The sequence below is a fragment of the Ruegeria sp. AI3 genome, assembly GCF_056541245.1.
Genome location: NZ_JBQFYA010000002.1, coordinates 124,312 through 139,101 on the forward strand (window position 1 = coordinate 124,312; position 14,790 = coordinate 139,101).

At 58.7% G+C, this 14,790-nt stretch carries 15 protein-coding genes; 4 read left to right on the plus strand and 11 right to left on the minus strand.

Annotated features, from left to right (window positions below; all coding sequences use genetic code 11):
* Window positions 1–54: 54 nt before the first annotated feature.
* The 6 genes from ACRZ95_RS04385 to ACRZ95_RS04410 form a co-directional block, all read right to left on the minus strand.
* Complete coding sequence (locus ACRZ95_RS04385; protein ID WP_170677680.1) at window positions 55–900, minus strand: ABC transporter permease; 846 nt, start codon at window positions 898–900, stop codon at window positions 55–57.
* Complete coding sequence (locus ACRZ95_RS04390; protein WP_170376556.1) at window positions 897–1,829, minus strand: ABC transporter permease; 933 nt, start codon at window positions 1,827–1,829, stop codon at window positions 897–899. The genes ACRZ95_RS04385 and ACRZ95_RS04390 overlap by 4 nt, the downstream gene beginning before the upstream one ends.
* Window positions 1,826–2,269: an N-acetyltransferase family protein gene (locus tag ACRZ95_RS04395; protein ID WP_480554576.1), complete on the minus strand. Its 444-nt coding sequence runs from the start codon at window positions 2,267–2,269 to the stop codon at window positions 1,826–1,828. Before ACRZ95_RS04395 ends, ACRZ95_RS04390 begins: the two co-directional genes overlap by 4 nt.
* A complete protein-coding gene (locus ACRZ95_RS04400; protein WP_170376555.1) occupies window positions 2,259–3,056 on the minus strand; it encodes an ABC transporter ATP-binding protein in 798 nt (265 codons plus the stop codon). Before ACRZ95_RS04400 ends, ACRZ95_RS04395 begins: the two co-directional genes overlap by 11 nt.
* Before the next feature lie 54 nt (window positions 3,057–3,110).
* Window positions 3,111–4,565 carry a dihydropyrimidinase gene (hydA, locus tag ACRZ95_RS04405; RefSeq protein ID WP_170677678.1) on the minus strand — a complete coding sequence of 485 codons (1,455 nt, stop codon included), beginning with the start codon at window positions 4,563–4,565 and terminating at the stop codon, window positions 3,111–3,113.
* A gap of 91 nt (window positions 4,566–4,656) precedes the next feature.
* Complete coding sequence (locus ACRZ95_RS04410; protein ID WP_170376549.1) at window positions 4,657–5,907, minus strand: Zn-dependent hydrolase; 1,251 nt, start codon at window positions 5,905–5,907, stop codon at window positions 4,657–4,659.
* A 171-nt stretch (window positions 5,908–6,078) separates the two neighbouring features.
* Here ACRZ95_RS04410 and ACRZ95_RS04415 point away from each other — a divergent pair, with 171 nt between their 5' ends.
* Window positions 6,079–6,693, plus strand: coding sequence for a TetR family transcriptional regulator C-terminal domain-containing protein (locus ACRZ95_RS04415; RefSeq protein WP_170551383.1), 615 nt, complete (start codon window positions 6,079–6,081; stop codon window positions 6,691–6,693).
* Between the two features lie 3 nt (window positions 6,694–6,696).
* On the opposite strand, the gene ACRZ95_RS04420 is transcribed toward ACRZ95_RS04415, so the two are convergent.
* The 5 genes from ACRZ95_RS04420 to ACRZ95_RS04440 form a co-directional block, all read right to left on the minus strand.
* The gene (locus ACRZ95_RS04420; RefSeq protein ID WP_170677676.1) at window positions 6,697–7,176 is read right to left on the minus strand and encodes a PAC2 family protein; all 480 of its coding nucleotides are present in this window, start codon (window positions 7,174–7,176) and stop codon (window positions 6,697–6,699) included.
* A gap of 73 nt (window positions 7,177–7,249) precedes the next feature.
* A complete protein-coding gene (gene preA, locus ACRZ95_RS04425) occupies window positions 7,250–8,554 on the minus strand; it encodes an NAD-dependent dihydropyrimidine dehydrogenase subunit PreA (protein ID WP_170677674.1) in 1,305 nt (434 codons plus the stop codon).
* Between the two features lie 18 nt (window positions 8,555–8,572).
* Entirely contained in the window at window positions 8,573–9,409 is an 837-nt protein-coding gene (locus tag ACRZ95_RS04430) for a methyltransferase domain-containing protein (RefSeq protein WP_170677672.1), read from the minus strand.
* A 46-nt stretch (window positions 9,410–9,455) separates the two neighbouring features.
* Window positions 9,456–10,790, minus strand: coding sequence for an NAD(P)-dependent oxidoreductase (locus ACRZ95_RS04435; protein ID WP_170677670.1), 1,335 nt, complete (start codon window positions 10,788–10,790; stop codon window positions 9,456–9,458).
* Window positions 10,791–10,947: 157 nt separating this feature from the next.
* Window positions 10,948–11,580, minus strand: a complete 633-nt coding sequence (locus ACRZ95_RS04440; protein ID WP_170677668.1) for a cupin domain-containing protein — start codon at window positions 11,578–11,580, stop codon at window positions 10,948–10,950.
* 127 nt (window positions 11,581–11,707) lie between these two features.
* On the opposite strand from ACRZ95_RS04440, the gene ACRZ95_RS04445 reads away from it, so the two are divergent.
* From ACRZ95_RS04445 to ACRZ95_RS04455, 3 genes are all read left to right on the plus strand, one after another.
* Window positions 11,708–12,697, plus strand: a complete 990-nt coding sequence (locus tag ACRZ95_RS04445; RefSeq protein ID WP_170677666.1) for a hypothetical protein — start codon at window positions 11,708–11,710, stop codon at window positions 12,695–12,697.
* A gap of 84 nt (window positions 12,698–12,781) precedes the next feature.
* Window positions 12,782–14,074: an O-acetylhomoserine aminocarboxypropyltransferase/cysteine synthase family protein gene (locus ACRZ95_RS04450; RefSeq protein ID WP_170677664.1), complete on the plus strand. Its 1,293-nt coding sequence runs from the start codon at window positions 12,782–12,784 to the stop codon at window positions 14,072–14,074.
* 4 nt (window positions 14,075–14,078) lie between these two features.
* Entirely contained in the window at window positions 14,079–14,789 is a 711-nt protein-coding gene (locus ACRZ95_RS04455) for a GNAT family N-acetyltransferase (RefSeq protein WP_170677662.1), read from the plus strand.
* Window position 14,790: the final 1 nt, after the last annotated feature.

A 14,790-nucleotide genomic window follows, 5' to 3' on the forward strand; every position in this document is an offset into this window, starting at 1 on the left:
TCATCTTCTCCTTGTTACGAATTGTGCCCCGTTTTCGGGGTCTGGTTGGTCTTGTTATCTGCGTTGTGAGGGGTGCCAAAAGGTTACCATTTTTTCGAGCCCTGCCACCAAAGCATAGAACACTGTTCCGGCGATTGCCGCCACTGCGATTTCGGCCCAGACGAGGTCGATCGACAGGCTGCCCACCCCGGTTGAAATCCGAAAGCCCATACCACGCGTGGGTGAGCCGAAATACTCGGCCACAATCGCCCCGATCAACGCCAGTGTCGTGGCGATCTTGAGGCCATTGAATATGAAGGGCATGGCCGCAGGCAGGCGCAGCTTGATCAGCGTTTGCGTGTAGCTGGCCGCATAGGTCCGCATCAGGTCACGCTGCATCGCATCCGCCTCACGCAGGCCTTGCACCGTATTCACAAGGATCGGGAAGAACACCATCACCACAACCACCGCCGCCTTGGAGTGCCAGTCGAACCCGAACCAGCTGACCAGGATAGGCGCGATTCCAACGATAGGCAGCGCGGCCACAAAGTTACCGATGGGCAGCAACCCTCGGGTCAGAAAGACGGACCGGTCGATTAGAACGGCCGTTAGAAAAGCGGCGGTAGCTCCGATTGCAAATCCGGTGAATGCCCCTTTGAACACAGTCTGTTTGAAGTCCTGCCACAGAATGTCGGTCGAGTTCACAAAGGTCTGCGCCACCATTGACGGCGGCGGCAGGATCACGGGCGAGACGCCCAGCCCCTGCACCAACCCCTCCCACAGGATCAGCAGTGTGACACCAAAGAGCACGGGCACAAAGACGCGTACGCCTTTGGACTCCCGGTAGATCGACCGTGCCAGCCACGCGTTCAGCCACCAGGCACCAGCCCAGAAGATGAGGGAAAAGATCAACCAGCTCATGCGCTCATCCCCATGCGTTTCAGGGTCACTCGCTGCAGAATATCCAGCAAAGTCACCAGAATACCCGCCAGAATGGCCGCTGCGAACAACGCCGCCCAAATGGCCAGAGGCGTGCCGAATTGATCTCCGATCAAAATGCGCGCGCCGAGGCCTGAAATTGCTCCGGTGGGAAGTTCACCCACAATGGTCCCGACCAGAGCAGCTGCGATGCCCACCTTTAACGATGTAAACAGATAAGGCACCGAGGACGGTAAGCGCAGTTTCAGGAACGCCTGCAAGCCCGTCGCGTTGTAGGTCTGAAGCAAATCCAGCTGCGAAACGGCTGGCGAGCGCAGCCCTTTAACCATCCCGACCAGCACGGGGAAATAGCATAGGTAAGCCGAGATAATCGCCTTGGGCACCCCGCGCCCTTCGATCCCCAACTGAGAACTCAGGACGATGATCATCGGAGCCAGCGCTACGATCGGCACGGTTTGGCTGATGATGGCCCATGGCATCAAGCTCATATCCACAACGCGGGAATAGACGATGGCCACGGCCCCCAGGATGCCAACGGCCGTGCCCAGCACAAATCCCCAGAGCGTGGATTGCAGCGTGATCCACCCGTGATAGATCAACGAGCGTTTCGACATCGCCCGCCCTCGCATCACCATTTCGCCGGTGGTTTTCCAAAGCTCCTGCCCAACTTGAACAGGCGTTGGCAGGCGCGGTCGGTCCAGCTCATAACCACCTGCGATATGCGACGGGTTCTGCACCATCAGAACCCAAACCGAAACCTGCTGACGGTCCCTCGACGTCTCGGGCGTCACAGTTTCCCCTGCACGTTCCGCCTGATCAAGCGAGACACGAACATTCATTGGTGCAACGGCCAGATACCACAGGACCGCAATGGCCAGCAGCACAGTCAGAACCGATAAGACCTGCTTCATGCGTGCCACTCCATCCGGTAGACCGGCACGGTGTCCGGGGGCACGGGAGGCTCTTCGCTTGTTACCTCGAACCCTTCGCGATTATAGAACCGTTGCGCCGCCGTGTTCGGCGTGTGTGTCGTAAGCCAAAGAAACGCGCGTCCCTCTTTGGCCTTGTCGACAAAGCGCTTGCCGATGCCCTGACCGGTCCGTCTGCAATAAAGCGCACCGATCTTCTGCTCATTCGGGTCTACGGACATATAGCAATCGACCGGGTTACCGGTGACCCAGACCTCACGATGATCGAACGCCTCTTCAATCAAGGCTGTCAGTTGTTCAACCGGCAGTTCTTCCGGCATCCAATCCGTCTGGCAGGCCCAATCATGGATCACTTGGGCACAGGCCGGCACGTCCTGCAACGTGGCGCGCCTGATCATATCCGAAGCCCCATCAGTCATCATAGGAATGCCCCGCCCGCAGGCCGTCCCGCACCCGGTGTGCAACCTCGATAAACTCCGGCGTGTCGCGGATATCCAAGGGCCGTTCCTTGGGCAGAGGGCTGTCGATCACATCCGTAATCCGCCCGGGCCGAGGGCTCATGACCACGATCTTAGTGCTGAGATACACCGCCTCGGGGATCGAGTGCGTCACAAAACCAATCGTCTTCTCAGTGCGCGCCCAGAGCGCCAGAAGCTGCTCGTTGAGGTGATCGCGCACGATCTCGTCCAACGCACCAAATGGTTCGTCCATCAGCAGGATATCCGCGTCAAAGGCCAAGGCCCGCGCGATACTGGCCCGCTGCTGCATACCGCCCGACAGCTGCCATGGAAACTTCCCACCAAACCCAGCAAGATCAACAAGTTCTAGCACTTTATTCACACGCTCTTCCTGCTCGGACGCGGAATAACCCATGATCTCAAGCGGCAGCTTGATGTTCTTGGAGATGGTCCGCCACGGATACAGACCCGCCGCCTGAAACACATAGCCATAGGCCCGCTTGCGCCGCGCCTCATCCGGGGTCATGCCGTTGACGGTCAGAGTGCCGCCGGTCGGGGTCTCCAAAGCCGCGATGCAGCGCAGAAAAGTGGTCTTACCGCAACCCGAAGGGCCGATAAAGCTGACAAAGTCGCCTTTGTCGATCGTCAGGTTCACATCTTTCAGCGCATGAACCGGGCCGTCATTCGTCTGGAAGGTGAGATCCAGCTGCCTTGCCTCGATCACAGGCTGGGTCGTAGAGTCAGTGTTCATTCCATAGCCTTGAAAAATTTGATTGCGGGCCGCCCGACAAGCGGCCCGAATGCGTCAGACACCCGTCGCCGGAATACCCGTCCGCTCCACCGGGCGCGGGGCGGTCAGTTCTTTCCAGGTGCTCAGCGCCTTGTTCACATGGGTGTTGGCCTCACGCGCCACGAACTTCCCGTGCCCTTCCTGCGTCTGGATCTCACCATCATGCACGGCAACCGAACCACGAGTCAGCGTGAATCGCGGCAACCCGCGCACTTCTTTACCCTCGAACACGTTGTAGTCGATCGAAGATTGCTGCGTTTCGGCCGAAATCACCTTGGCCTTGTCCGGATCCCACACCACCAGATCAGCATCTGCGCCAACCAAAACCGCACCCTTTTTCGGATAGCAATTCAATATCTTGGCGATGTTTGTTGAAGTAACAGCTACGAACTCATTCGGCGTTAAACGCCCTGTATTCACCCCATAGGTCCAGAGCATCGGCATCCGATCCTCCAACCCTCCGGTCCCGTTCGGGATCTTGGTGAAATCACCCACGCCATAGCGTTTCTGTTCGGTCGTAAAGGCGCAATGGTCGGTCGCGACAACGCTCAAAGTGCCAGATTGCAGACCGTTCCACAGGCTATCCTGATGCTGCTTGTTCCGGAACGGAGGGCTCATGACCCGCCGCGCCGCATGTTCCCAATCGTGGTGGAAATACTCGCTTTCATCCAAGGTCAGGTGCTGGATCAAAGGTTCTCCCCACACTCGCTTGCCCTGCATCTTTGCGCGCCGAATGGCCTCATGCGACTCTTCGCAGGAGGTATGCACCACGTACAAAGGCACGCCCGCCATGTCCGCAATCATGATCGCGCGGTTGGTCGCTTCGCCTTCGACCTGCGGCGGACGGGAATAGGCATGTGCCTCGGGCCCGGTATTGCCCTCGGCCAGCAGTTTAGCGCTCAGCTCGGCTACAACGTCACCGTTCTCGGCATGCACCATCGCGGTACCGCCCAACTCTGCCAGACGTTTGAACGAGGCAAACAACTCATCGTCATTCACCATCAACGCGCCCTTATAGGCCATGAAGTGCTTGAACGTGTTGATGCCGCGCGTTTCGATCACCGTCTTGATGTCGTCAAACACCTGCTCACCCCACCAGGTCACCGCCATGTGGAAAGAGTAGTCACAATTCGCCCGCGTCGACTTGTTGTCCCAACGCTTGAGCGCATCCAGCAGGCTCTCGCCCGGATTGGGCAGCGCGAAATCCACAACCATCGTTGTACCACCTGCCAGGGCCGCGCGCGTGCCGCTTTCGAAATCGTCGCTGGAATAGGTCCCCATGAACGGCATCTCAAGATGCGTGTGCGGGTCGATCCCACCGGGCATCACGTAGCACCCAGAGGCGTCCAACTCCTTGTCGCCGCGCAGGTCCGGCCCAATCTCGGTGATCAAGCCGCCCTCAACTTTCACATCCGCCTTATAGGTCAGATCAGCGGTCACGATGGTCCCGTTCTTGATAACAGTACTCATTTCAAACTCCCTGTTGCGGTCTGCGCCGCTTGCTTCATCTGGCTAAAAATATCCCGGGGGAGTCGCCCGTGGGCGACGGGGGCAGCGCCCCCTATTCCACGATCTCCGCCGTCTCAACGACCGCATGCAGCAAAACATCCGCCCCGGCAGCCGCCCAATCCTTGCTGATCTCTTCAGCCTCGTTGTGGCTCAGGCCATCTACGCAAGGGCACATCACCATCGCGGTCGGCGCGACCCGGTTGATCCAGCAGGCATCGTGCCCGGCCCCCGAAATGATATCCGTATGGGAATACCCCAGCCGCTCTGCCGCGTCGCGCACGGCGGCGACACAACCCTCATCGAATTTGACCGGATCGAATCCACCGACCTTTTCGAATTCAATCTGCAGGCCCATTTCGTTCACGATATCCTCAGCCGCCACACGAAGGCGATTTTCCATATCAGTGATCACATCCAATTCGGGCGAGCGGAAATCGACCGTGAACACCACCTTGCCCGGAATCACATTGCGTGAGTTCGGATACACATCAATATGCCCCGCTGCCCCAACCGCATGCGGCGCATGTGACCACGCAATCTCATCCACTTTTTCAAGAATACGCGCCATCGCCAGACCCGCATTCTTGCGCATCGGCATCGGGGTCGAGCCGGTATGGGCATCCTTGCCGGTCACCGTGATCTGGGTCCAACTTAGCCCCTGACCGTGGGTGACGACGCCGATGTCCTTACTCTCGGCCTCCAGTATCGGCCCTTGTTCGATATGCAGCTCAAAGAAGGCATGCATTTTGCGCGCGCCGACCTCTTCCTCGCCGCGCCAGCCGATACGCTGCAATTCATCGCCGAATTTTTTACCCTCGGCATCCTCGCGGTCATAGGCCCAATCCTGCGTGTGCATCCCGGCAAACACGCCCGAAGACAACATCGCAGGGGCGTAGCGCGTGCCCTCTTCATTCGTCCAGTTGGTCGCCACGATCGGATGTTTGGTTTTGATTCCCAGATCGTTCAGCGTGCGGATGATCTCCAAACCGCCAAGCACCCCTAGAACCCCGTCATACTTCCCGCCCGTCGGCTGTGTATCCAGATGAGAACCAACATAGACCGGCAGCGCCTCCGGGTCCGTGCCCTCTCGCCGCGCGAACATGTTGCCCATCTGATCCAAACCCATAGAACAGCCCGCGTCCTCGCACCAGCTTTGGAACAGCGCGCGCCCTTCGGCGTCTTCATCGGTCAGCGTCTGGCGGTTGTTGCCGCCCGCAACGCCGGGGCCGATCTTGGCCATCTCCATCAGGCTGTCCCACAACCTGTCGCCATTGATCCTGAGATTCTGCGCCGGAGCTGCCATAGTCTTCTTCCCTGTTGCTTGCGAGTTTGCTCGCTTTTGGTGTCTTGATTTGACCAACTGGTCAAACTCACGCTATCACGGGTTCGACATCAGTCAAGAAATTGCGCGCCGTCGCTGGAGTTTTCAGCAAAATCCCCTATGAACTGGCGCAAAAACAGACACGTTGGATACATGCCGAAAGACCGCGCACCCACCAGAATACAAAAGAAAAATCGCGCTGCGATTCTGGAAGCCGCGCTCGAGGTCTTTTCGACCCACGGGTTTCGCGGGGCAACCGTGGATCAGATTGCATCCGCTGCCGGGCTGAGCAAACCAAACCTGCTCTATTACTACCGCAGTAAAGACGCGATTTATGCTGCCCTGCTCGAGCGTCTTCTGGACACTTGGCTAGACCCGATGCGTGCTATCGATCCCGATGGCGATCCTCTGAGCGAGCTGTTGGGATATATCCACCGCAAACTGGAAATGAGCCGCGACTACCCGCGTGAAAGCCGCCTGTTTGCCAATGAGATCATTCGCGGCGCTCCACATATCTATGACGTGCTGTCCACAGATCTGAAAGCGCTGGTCGATGAAACCTCGACCCTGATCCGCCGCTGGATGGCCGAGGGGCATATCGCCGAAGTGAACCCCTATCACCTGATCTTCTCGATCTGGTCTTTGACCCAGCACTACGCAGATTTCGACGTCCAGATCCGCGCCGTTCTTGGCTCGGATGAAGCCGATCCCTACCCCGACGCGAAAATCTACCTTGATCAGGTGTTCACGCGCCTTCTGACGAGGTAACCGCTATTTCGCAGGTTTCAGCGCCAGAATACGGCGCAAAAGCACGATCACCATGGCGATCAGAATGGTCAGGTCGCCCATGGTTTTGACCGTATTGATCTTGGGCACTTTTCCGGCATCCTTGACGATCGCGGTATACATTTTCGGCTGCTGCACAACAGCCATGTGATCCTTGGCCGAGGCCTTAACGTAGGCGTCAAAATTCTGTAGCGCCTTGACCTTTTTGACCACCTGTCCAAGGAACCGTTGGTCCAGCTGACGCTCTTCCTTCAACTTCGCCATCATCTCTTCGAGAGAGCGTTTCAGCTTCTCAAGACTGTCCACGTCACGTTTGATCTGCTTCTGATGCTGAAGAAAATTCTTGGCGGCCATCGCATCACGTTGCTTGGCCTTGGAGAGGGCAACGTTCTTTTTGGACGTGTCACGGTCAAGCTTGGTGACCTTGTTGCCGCCCTTGCTCCGGCCCGGTGGTGCCGCTGGCATGACATTCTCCTTTGATCCTGTCTGTCAGCGGCAGTGTAGCACCGAACCGGTGTTTTAGGGATGAAGGTTTCCCTTACTCCGCCGCTTTCGCCATCGGATTGTTCGGATGCGAGGTCCAGTTGGCATAGTCCGGCTGCACGGTCTTGCCGGTGCGCGGATCGACCTCACCAGCTACCATCGGCTCCATCGTGATGCAACCTTCGATCGGGCAGACATCGACACAGAGGTTACAGGCAACGCATTCGTCATCCATCACCTCGAACACACGGTCATCAGACATCGAGATCGCCTGATGGCTGGTATCCTCACAAGCCGCATAGCACCGGCCGCATTTGATGCACTGGTCCTGATCAATCTTGGCCTTGGCCACATAGTTCAGGTTCAGATACTGCCAGTCGGTAACATTCGGCACCGCCCGACCAATGACCTGATCGACGCTGGCATAGCCTTTCTCGTCCATCCATTCGGACAGACCCGCCGTCAGTTCATCAATGATCTTGAAGCCGTAGGTCATCGCAGCGGTACACACTTGCACATTGCCGCAGCCAAGCGAGATAAATTCGGCCGCGTCACGCCAAGTGGTCACGCCCCCAATGCCGGAGATGGGCATACCATGCGTGGCCTCGGCCCGCGCGATTTCGGACACCATCGACAGAGCAATCGGTTTGACCGCCGGGCCGCAATAGCCGCCATGGCTGCCTTTGCCATCGATCGAAGGCTCGGGGCTGAACGTGTCCAGATTGACGCTGGTGATCGAGTTGATCGTGTTGATCAGCGACACTGCATCCGCGCCACCATTCCGTGCTGCTGCCGCAGGTTTGCGGATGTCGGTGATGTTCGGCGTCAGCTTCACGATGACCGGGCGGTCATAGTATTTCTTGCACCAACGGGTCACCATTTCGATGTATTCCGGCACCTGCCCCACGGCAGACCCCATGCCTCGCTCGCTCATGCCATGCGGGCAGCCGAAGTTCAGTTCGATCCCATCGGCGCCTGTCTCGGCGACGCGCGGCAGGATGGCTTTCCACGCCTCCTCCTCGCAGGGCACCATGATCGAGGCGATCAGCGCGCGATCCGGATAGTCCGCCTTGACCCGCGCCATTTCCTCAAGGTTCACCTCTAGCGGGCGGTCGGTGATCAACTCGATGTTGTTCAGACCCAGCAGCCGCCGATCAGCACCATAGATCGCGCCATAGCGCGGCCCGTTCACATTCACGACCGGAGGGCCCTCGGCCCCCAACGTTTTCCACACAACACCACCCCATCCGGCCTCGAACGCGCGGCGGACGTTGTATTCCTTGTCCGTCGGCGGCGCAGAGGCCAGCCAATAGGGGTTGGGGCTGGAAATGCCCAGAAAGTTTGTCGTCAGATCGGCCATGGCTTCTCCCTTCCCGGCTCAGCCGGTTTTTTTGAATATCATTTCGGTCGGGCGAATGCGCCCGACCTTCAGGTTTTTTACGTAGTTTTGGAACTTCTCAGGTGCCGTCTCGCCCATCATCAGGTGGATGCCCAACGCAGGCGGGCCGCTTTCGGCCATGCGCGCAAAGGCTTCCTCAAAGAAGGCGAGTGCGAACTCGGTACGGTCGGTCTCAGTCACCAGTTCCAGACCCGCAGCACTTGCGGCATCTCGGTAGACATCGGGTGCGTGGACGAAGGACGTCTCGGCCACGGTGGACCATGGCAGAGGAAACGCCAACGGCTCAGCCGCCTCACCGCCCATCACGTCGAACAAGGCAAAAGTTCCACCTGTCGCCAAAGCCCGAGAGACCTCGGCGAACAATCCCGCCTTGTCTTCGATGTTCATGCCAACATGGAACATCACGGCCAGATCGAACCCAGCATCGGGAACCGGCATGTCGAGGGCGCTGCCGACCAGAAACTCTGACTTGTCGGAATGTCCGACAAGATCGCTGAGCGTCTTGGCCGTTTCGACAAACTCAGGCGTCAGGTCGACGCCTGTGACCGTCGAGTCATACCGATCCACAATGTAGCGCGATGTCCCGCCGATACCGCAGCCAACGTCGAGCACACGCGTTGCATGGGTGGGTGAGAGCTGAGCGAACAAGTTATCGGTCGCCTTCACACCACCTGTATGAAACTCGTCTCCGGCCTTGAGGTCGGTTACGGTGGCTGCATCCGGGTCAATACCGCTGGCCTCAAGCGCCGCGCGGACGCGTTCGGTCAGGGCACCGGTTGTGTAGTGTTGGGCAACAGCTTGTTCGATCTGGGACATGACGATACCTCAGCAGCAATAAAAATGGGGTGAATACCCCATCTTATCACGAAACGAGCGTTGCGTGGATGTCCATCGCCGCGTCCCGTCCCTCGGCCACGGCTGTCACGGTCAGATCCTCGCCGCCCGCGGCGCAGTCACCACCCGCCCAAACACCGTCCAGAGAGGTTCGCCCTGCCCCGGTGACAGCGATCTTGTTGCCGTCCAGCGCCAGACCTTCGGGCGCGCCTTCAAGCGTCTGACCGATGGCCTTGAGGACCTGATCAGCCGGAAGCCGGATCATCTCACCCGTCCCTTCTAGCCTGCCGTTCCGAGTGGTCGTGTATTCCAGCTCGATATCGACCGCAGATCCATTGCCGTAAACGGCGACCGGCTGCACATTCGTCAGGATCCGCACCCCATGCGAGGCTGCGAGGTCCTGTTCGTACCGGCTGGCACCCATCGCATCGCGCCCTCGGCGATAGGCAATCGTGACATGCTCAGCGCCCAGCAGTTTTGACTTCACGGCAGCGTCCACCGCAGTCATGCCGCCGCCGATCACGACCACATTCCGCCCGACCGGCAAGTGGGCCAGATCTTCGGCCTGACGCACATCCGAAATGAAATCCACAGCAGCCCGCACACCGTCCTTTTCGGTGCCTTGCGCACGCAACGCGTTCACACCCGCCAGACCGATCGACAGGAAAACGGCATCATAGTTCTCGACCAATCCGTCCAGCGAAATCGTATCTCCCAGAACCGAGCCCGTCTCGATCGCAATGCCACCGATTTTCAGAAGCCAGTCCACTTCGGCCTGAGCAAAGTCATTGGTCGATTTGTAGGCTGCAATCCCGTATTCGTTCAGACCGCCGGGTTTCGGCTTGGACTCGTGAATAACCACGTCATGCCCCAGCATCGCCAGCCGATGGGCACAGGCAAGACCAGCTGGCCCTGCCCCAATCACGGCAACCGTTTTGCCAGTAGGCGCGGCGCGTTCGAAGGGGTGATCGCCCGCTTCCATAACGGTGTCAGTCGAATAGCGCTGCAAGCGACCGATCTCGACCGGTTTGCCTTCGGCGGCTTCGCGAACGCAAGCTTCCTCGCACAAAGTCTCGGTCGGACAAACGCGGGCACACATGCCACCTAGAATGTTTTGCTCGAGAATCGTGCGACCCGCTGCTTGCGGCTGACCAGCCTGGATCTGGCGAATGAACAACGGAATATCGATATCCGTCGGACAGGCCGTCACACACGGCGCGTCATAGCAGAAATAACAGCGATCTGCCGCTACGGCGGCCTCATGCGGGGCCAAAGGCGGATGCAGATCGGTGAAATTCGAGGTCAGCTCATCGCTGGAAAGCCGCCCTGGGACAATCCCGGGTGCCATCTGGCCCTGTGCCATCACTCTACTCCCTGTAGATATGTTTGTTGTGAGGATCAGCTTGCCACATTCTGATTTTTTATCAATTGGTAAATTTTATCATTCGGTCAAAAAATGAAAAATCCGGGCTTTTGACCCGGATTTCCGTTATTTTGCTCAAAATTGATGCGGGATCGGGTCAGATCATGCCCGTCAAATGCCCAGATTTCATCCAAACACGCGCGCCATCCGGCCCCGCAACGGCCTGTGACTGCGATCCGGGCGGCAGGCGCAGCCAGTCCCACGCGGCGAATGATTCACCGCCTTCGTCAAAGCTGCCGGTGATAACAAACACCTCAAGCCCGCCTTCAGCGTTCAGATCAATAGCCTCACCCGCGACCCATTGCGCGATGCGCACATCCTCATGCTCATCCTTGAACAGGCGCAGATCGCCCCGACCGTTGATCGAGCGTTTGACCTCGGTCCGGTCAGACGGGTCGAATTGATGCAGCTTCACTAGAATGGTCGCCCCATCGGCCGCCGAAGGAGTATGGGATGAGGTCGGAGGGTTGCGAACATAGCTGCCAACCGGAAAATCTCCGGTTTCATCCTGAAAGACGCCATCCAGAACCAGATACTCTTCCCCACCATCATGGGTATGGGCCGCGAAGGCACTGCCGGGGGCGAAACGCACGATCGTAGTGGCGCGGGCGACTTCCTCACCGATCCGGTCCAGCATCTTGCGCTCGACCCCGGCCGCTGGCGATTGCACCCACTCAGTTTGATCAAAATGCACCGCAGCGCGTTTGGTGAAATCCGCGTTGATCCTCATGGCGGCCTCCTGCTTTGAGTCTCCTGCTTGAGATGGGATGGAGAACGCGAAAATCAATCCAACAGTTTTGACGCCCTCTGCGGCTTGCTGTAATCCCAATGAAAACGGGCGACAGGAACAGGCACGAATGGCTTCGCAGAAATTCAACATCGTCGTCATCGGACAGAATAACCGCCTGCAATATGAGGCCCTTCTGTTCGCCGCCTCGCTACGCCACTGTTCCCCCGGTTTTGACGGCAAGCTTTATGTCGCCACCCCAAACCCCGGCCCCCGTTGGAGCCAGAACCCCATCATCCAGAACGAGGATGTGCGCAAGGCGCTTTATCAGCTGGACGCCGAGATCCTTCCCTTCGACAACCACGTCTTCGGCGAGAGCTATCCGCATGGCAACAAGATCGAGGCCCTGCTGGCCCTGCCTGAGGGGGAACCGTTTGTCTTCTTCGACACCGATACGCTGATCACCGGCGACCTGACCTCGGTCCCGTTTGATTTCGAACGCCCCGGCGCCTCGCTCAAGGTTGACGGGACTTGGCCGAAACCCACTCTCTACGGTCCCGGGTTCGAGAGGATTTGGAGCGCGCTCTATCACCGCTTTGGTCTGGATTTCGACAGCTCGATTGATAACAGCCAGCCCAAGGAACACTGGAAGCGGTTTCTGTATTTCAACGCAGGCTATTTCTTCTACAAACGCCCGCGCCAATTCGGCGAGCGGTTCTTGGACTACGCGCAAACCATTCGCGACGAAGAGATCCCCGAACTCACCGGGCAGAACCTTGATCCCTGGCTGGATCAGGCTGCCCTGCCGCTGGTGATCCACTCATTCGGTGGCGGGCGCGATGCCTTGCCGGACGGGCTTCTTGATGGGTCGGTCAGTTGTCACTATCGCCTGTTTCCGCTGCTTTACGCCCGTGAGAGTGACCGCGTGATTGAGGTGCTCGAAACCGTCTCAGCCCCCAACAAAGTCAAGAAAGTCCTCAAGGCCTATGACCCGATGAAGAGGCTGATATTTCAAGGCAAAGGCCACAAAATCCGCGAGATGTTCGACCAAAACGCCCTGCCCGGGCGCGAACAGGCCATCCGCAAGGCGATCAAGGCCAAAGGTCTCTGGCTGCGCTGACAGGATCGCCCATAGGATCGTTGTGCAAGGGCCTGCAATAGCCTACAGATTCGCCAACGCACATTCCAACAGGAGATTTTCACGATGTCTGACGGCCCTACCTACGGTTTCGACACTCTGCAGATACACGCGGGCGCACGCCCCGATCCCGCAACCGGCGCGCGCCAGACTCCGATCTACCAAACGACGGCTTATGTCTTTCGCGATGCGGACCACGCGGCGGCTTTGTTTAACCTGCAGGAAGTGGGCTTTATCTATTCGCGCCTGACCAACCCGACCGTCGCCGTTTTGCAGGAACGTGTCGCGACGCTTGAGGGCGGCGTTGGCGCGGTCTGCTGTTCCTCGGGGCACGCGGCGCAGATCATGGCGCTGTTCCCGCTTATGGGGCCGGGCTGCAACGTGGTGGCCTCGACCCGCCTGTATGGCGGCACTGTCACGCAGTTCAGCCAGACGATCAAACGCTTCGGCTGGTCGGCCAAATTTGTCGACACTGATGATCTGGAGGCCGTGAAAGCCGCTATCGACGAAAACACCCGCGCGGTATTCTGCGAATCCATCGCCAACCCCGGCGGCTATGTCACCGATATCCGCTCTCTGGCCGATGTTGCGGACGGCGCAGGCATTCCGCTGATCGTCGACAACACCTCGGCCACGCCCTACCTGTGCCGCCCGATTGAACACGGCGCGACTCTGGTCGTACATTCGACCACCAAATACCTGACCGGCAATGGTACCGTCACCGGCGGCTGCATCGTGGATTCGGGCAAGTTCGACTGGTCGGCGAATGACAAATTCCCCTCCCTCAGCCAGCCCGAGCAAGCCTATCACGGGCTGAAATTCCATGAGACCTTCGGCCCGCTGGCCTTCACCTTCCACGGCATCGCCATTGGCCTGCGCGATCTGGGTATGACCATGAACCCGCAGGCGGCACATTACACGCTGATGGGGATCGAGACGCTTTCGCTGAGGATGGAGCGCCACGTTGAGAACGCCCAGAAGATCGCCTCCTGGCTCGAGGCGGATGACCGGGTCGACTACGTGACCTACGCGGGCCTACCCTCGTCGCCCTATCACGACCGGGTCAAGGCGCAGTATCCGCGCGGTGCCGGTGCCCTGTTCACCTTTGCGGTCAAGGGTGGCTATGACGCCTGCATCAAACTGGTGAACGCATTGGAGATCTTCAGCCACGTTGCCAACCTCGGCGATGCGCGTTCGCTGATCATCCACTCGGCCTCGACCACGCACCGGCAACTGACGCCTGAACAGCAAGAGGCCGCAGGCGCGGGCCCCAACGTTGTGCGAGTCTCGATCGGGATCGAGGATGCTAACGACCTGATCGCTGATTTGGATCAGGCTTTGGCCAAAGCCAGCGCATAAAGCCATGAGCGGACACGACACCAACGCACTTGGTCAACCCATCGGACGGCCGGTCACGGGCGAATTCCCGCGCCCCACGCCGCCTTATACCCCGATGGAGGGCCAGTATTGCTCGGTCGTGCCGCTTGATGTGAACAGGCATGCGCCCGGATTGTTCCGGGCGTTTGCCAATGACGCCGATCACCGAAACTGGACCTACCTGCCCTATGGGCCGTTTGGATCTGAGCAGGAGTTCGAAACCTGGGCTCGCGCGAACTGCATGGACGCCGACCCGATGTTTCACACGGTTCTGGATGCAAACGATGTCCCCGTTGGCATGGCATCATACCTCAGGATCGAACCGGCCGCCGGTGTGATCGAGGTCGGGCATATCCACTTCTCGCCCCTGCTGCAGCGCAAGCCGCAATCGACCGAGGTCATGTATCTGATGATGCGCCGTGTGTTCGATGAGCTGGGCTATCGCCGTTATGAATGGAAATGCGACGCGTTGAATGCGCCATCTTGTAGTGCAGCCCAGAGGTTGGGCTTCACCTATGAGGGGACATTCCGCCAAGCGACACATTACAAGGGGCGCAATCGCGATACGGCCTGGTATTCGATCCTCGACAGCGAATGGCCGCGTATTCGAGATGCGTTTGAAGACTGGTTGTCCCCGGGTAATTTTGACGAAACGGGCCAGCAACGAAAACCGCTGAAGGCCCGCGCGGAAACGTGAG

Excerpts from the sequence above, each read along its gene's own strand:
- ACRZ95_RS04435 (WP_170677670.1), bottom strand. The coding sequence starts at position 10,790 with ATGGCACAGGGCCAGATGGCACCCGGGATTGTCCCAGGGCGGCTTTCC.
- hydA (WP_170677678.1), bottom strand. The coding sequence starts at position 4,565 with ATGAGTACTGTTATCAAGAACGGGACCATCGTGACCGCTGATCTGACC.
- ACRZ95_RS04420 (WP_170677676.1), bottom strand. The coding sequence starts at position 7,176 with ATGCCAGCGGCACCACCGGGCCGGAGCAAGGGCGGCAACAAGGTCACC.
- ACRZ95_RS04400 (WP_170376555.1), bottom strand. The coding sequence starts at position 3,056 with ATGAACACTGACTCTACGACCCAGCCTGTGATCGAGGCAAGGCAGCTG.
- ACRZ95_RS04415 (WP_170551383.1), top strand. The coding sequence starts at position 6,079 with ATGCCGAAAGACCGCGCACCCACCAGAATACAAAAGAAAAATCGCGCT.
- ACRZ95_RS04455 (WP_170677662.1), top strand. The coding sequence starts at position 14,079 with ATGAGCGGACACGACACCAACGCACTTGGTCAACCCATCGGACGGCCG.
- ACRZ95_RS04440 (WP_170677668.1), bottom strand. The coding sequence starts at position 11,580 with ATGAGGATCAACGCGGATTTCACCAAACGCGCTGCGGTGCATTTTGAT.
- ACRZ95_RS04430 (WP_170677672.1), bottom strand. The coding sequence starts at position 9,409 with ATGTCCCAGATCGAACAAGCTGTTGCCCAACACTACACAACCGGTGCC.
- ACRZ95_RS04445 (WP_170677666.1), top strand. The coding sequence starts at position 11,708 with ATGGCTTCGCAGAAATTCAACATCGTCGTCATCGGACAGAATAACCGC.
- ACRZ95_RS04410 (WP_170376549.1), bottom strand. The coding sequence starts at position 5,907 with ATGGCAGCTCCGGCGCAGAATCTCAGGATCAATGGCGACAGGTTGTGG.
- ACRZ95_RS04395 (WP_480554576.1), bottom strand. The coding sequence starts at position 2,269 with ATGATGACTGATGGGGCTTCGGATATGATCAGGCGCGCCACGTTGCAG.
- ACRZ95_RS04385 (WP_170677680.1), bottom strand. The coding sequence starts at position 900 with ATGAGCTGGTTGATCTTTTCCCTCATCTTCTGGGCTGGTGCCTGGTGG.
- preA (WP_170677674.1), bottom strand. The coding sequence starts at position 8,554 with ATGGCCGATCTGACGACAAACTTTCTGGGCATTTCCAGCCCCAACCCC.
- ACRZ95_RS04450 (WP_170677664.1), top strand. The coding sequence starts at position 12,782 with ATGTCTGACGGCCCTACCTACGGTTTCGACACTCTGCAGATACACGCG.
- ACRZ95_RS04390 (WP_170376556.1), bottom strand. The coding sequence starts at position 1,829 with ATGAAGCAGGTCTTATCGGTTCTGACTGTGCTGCTGGCCATTGCGGTC.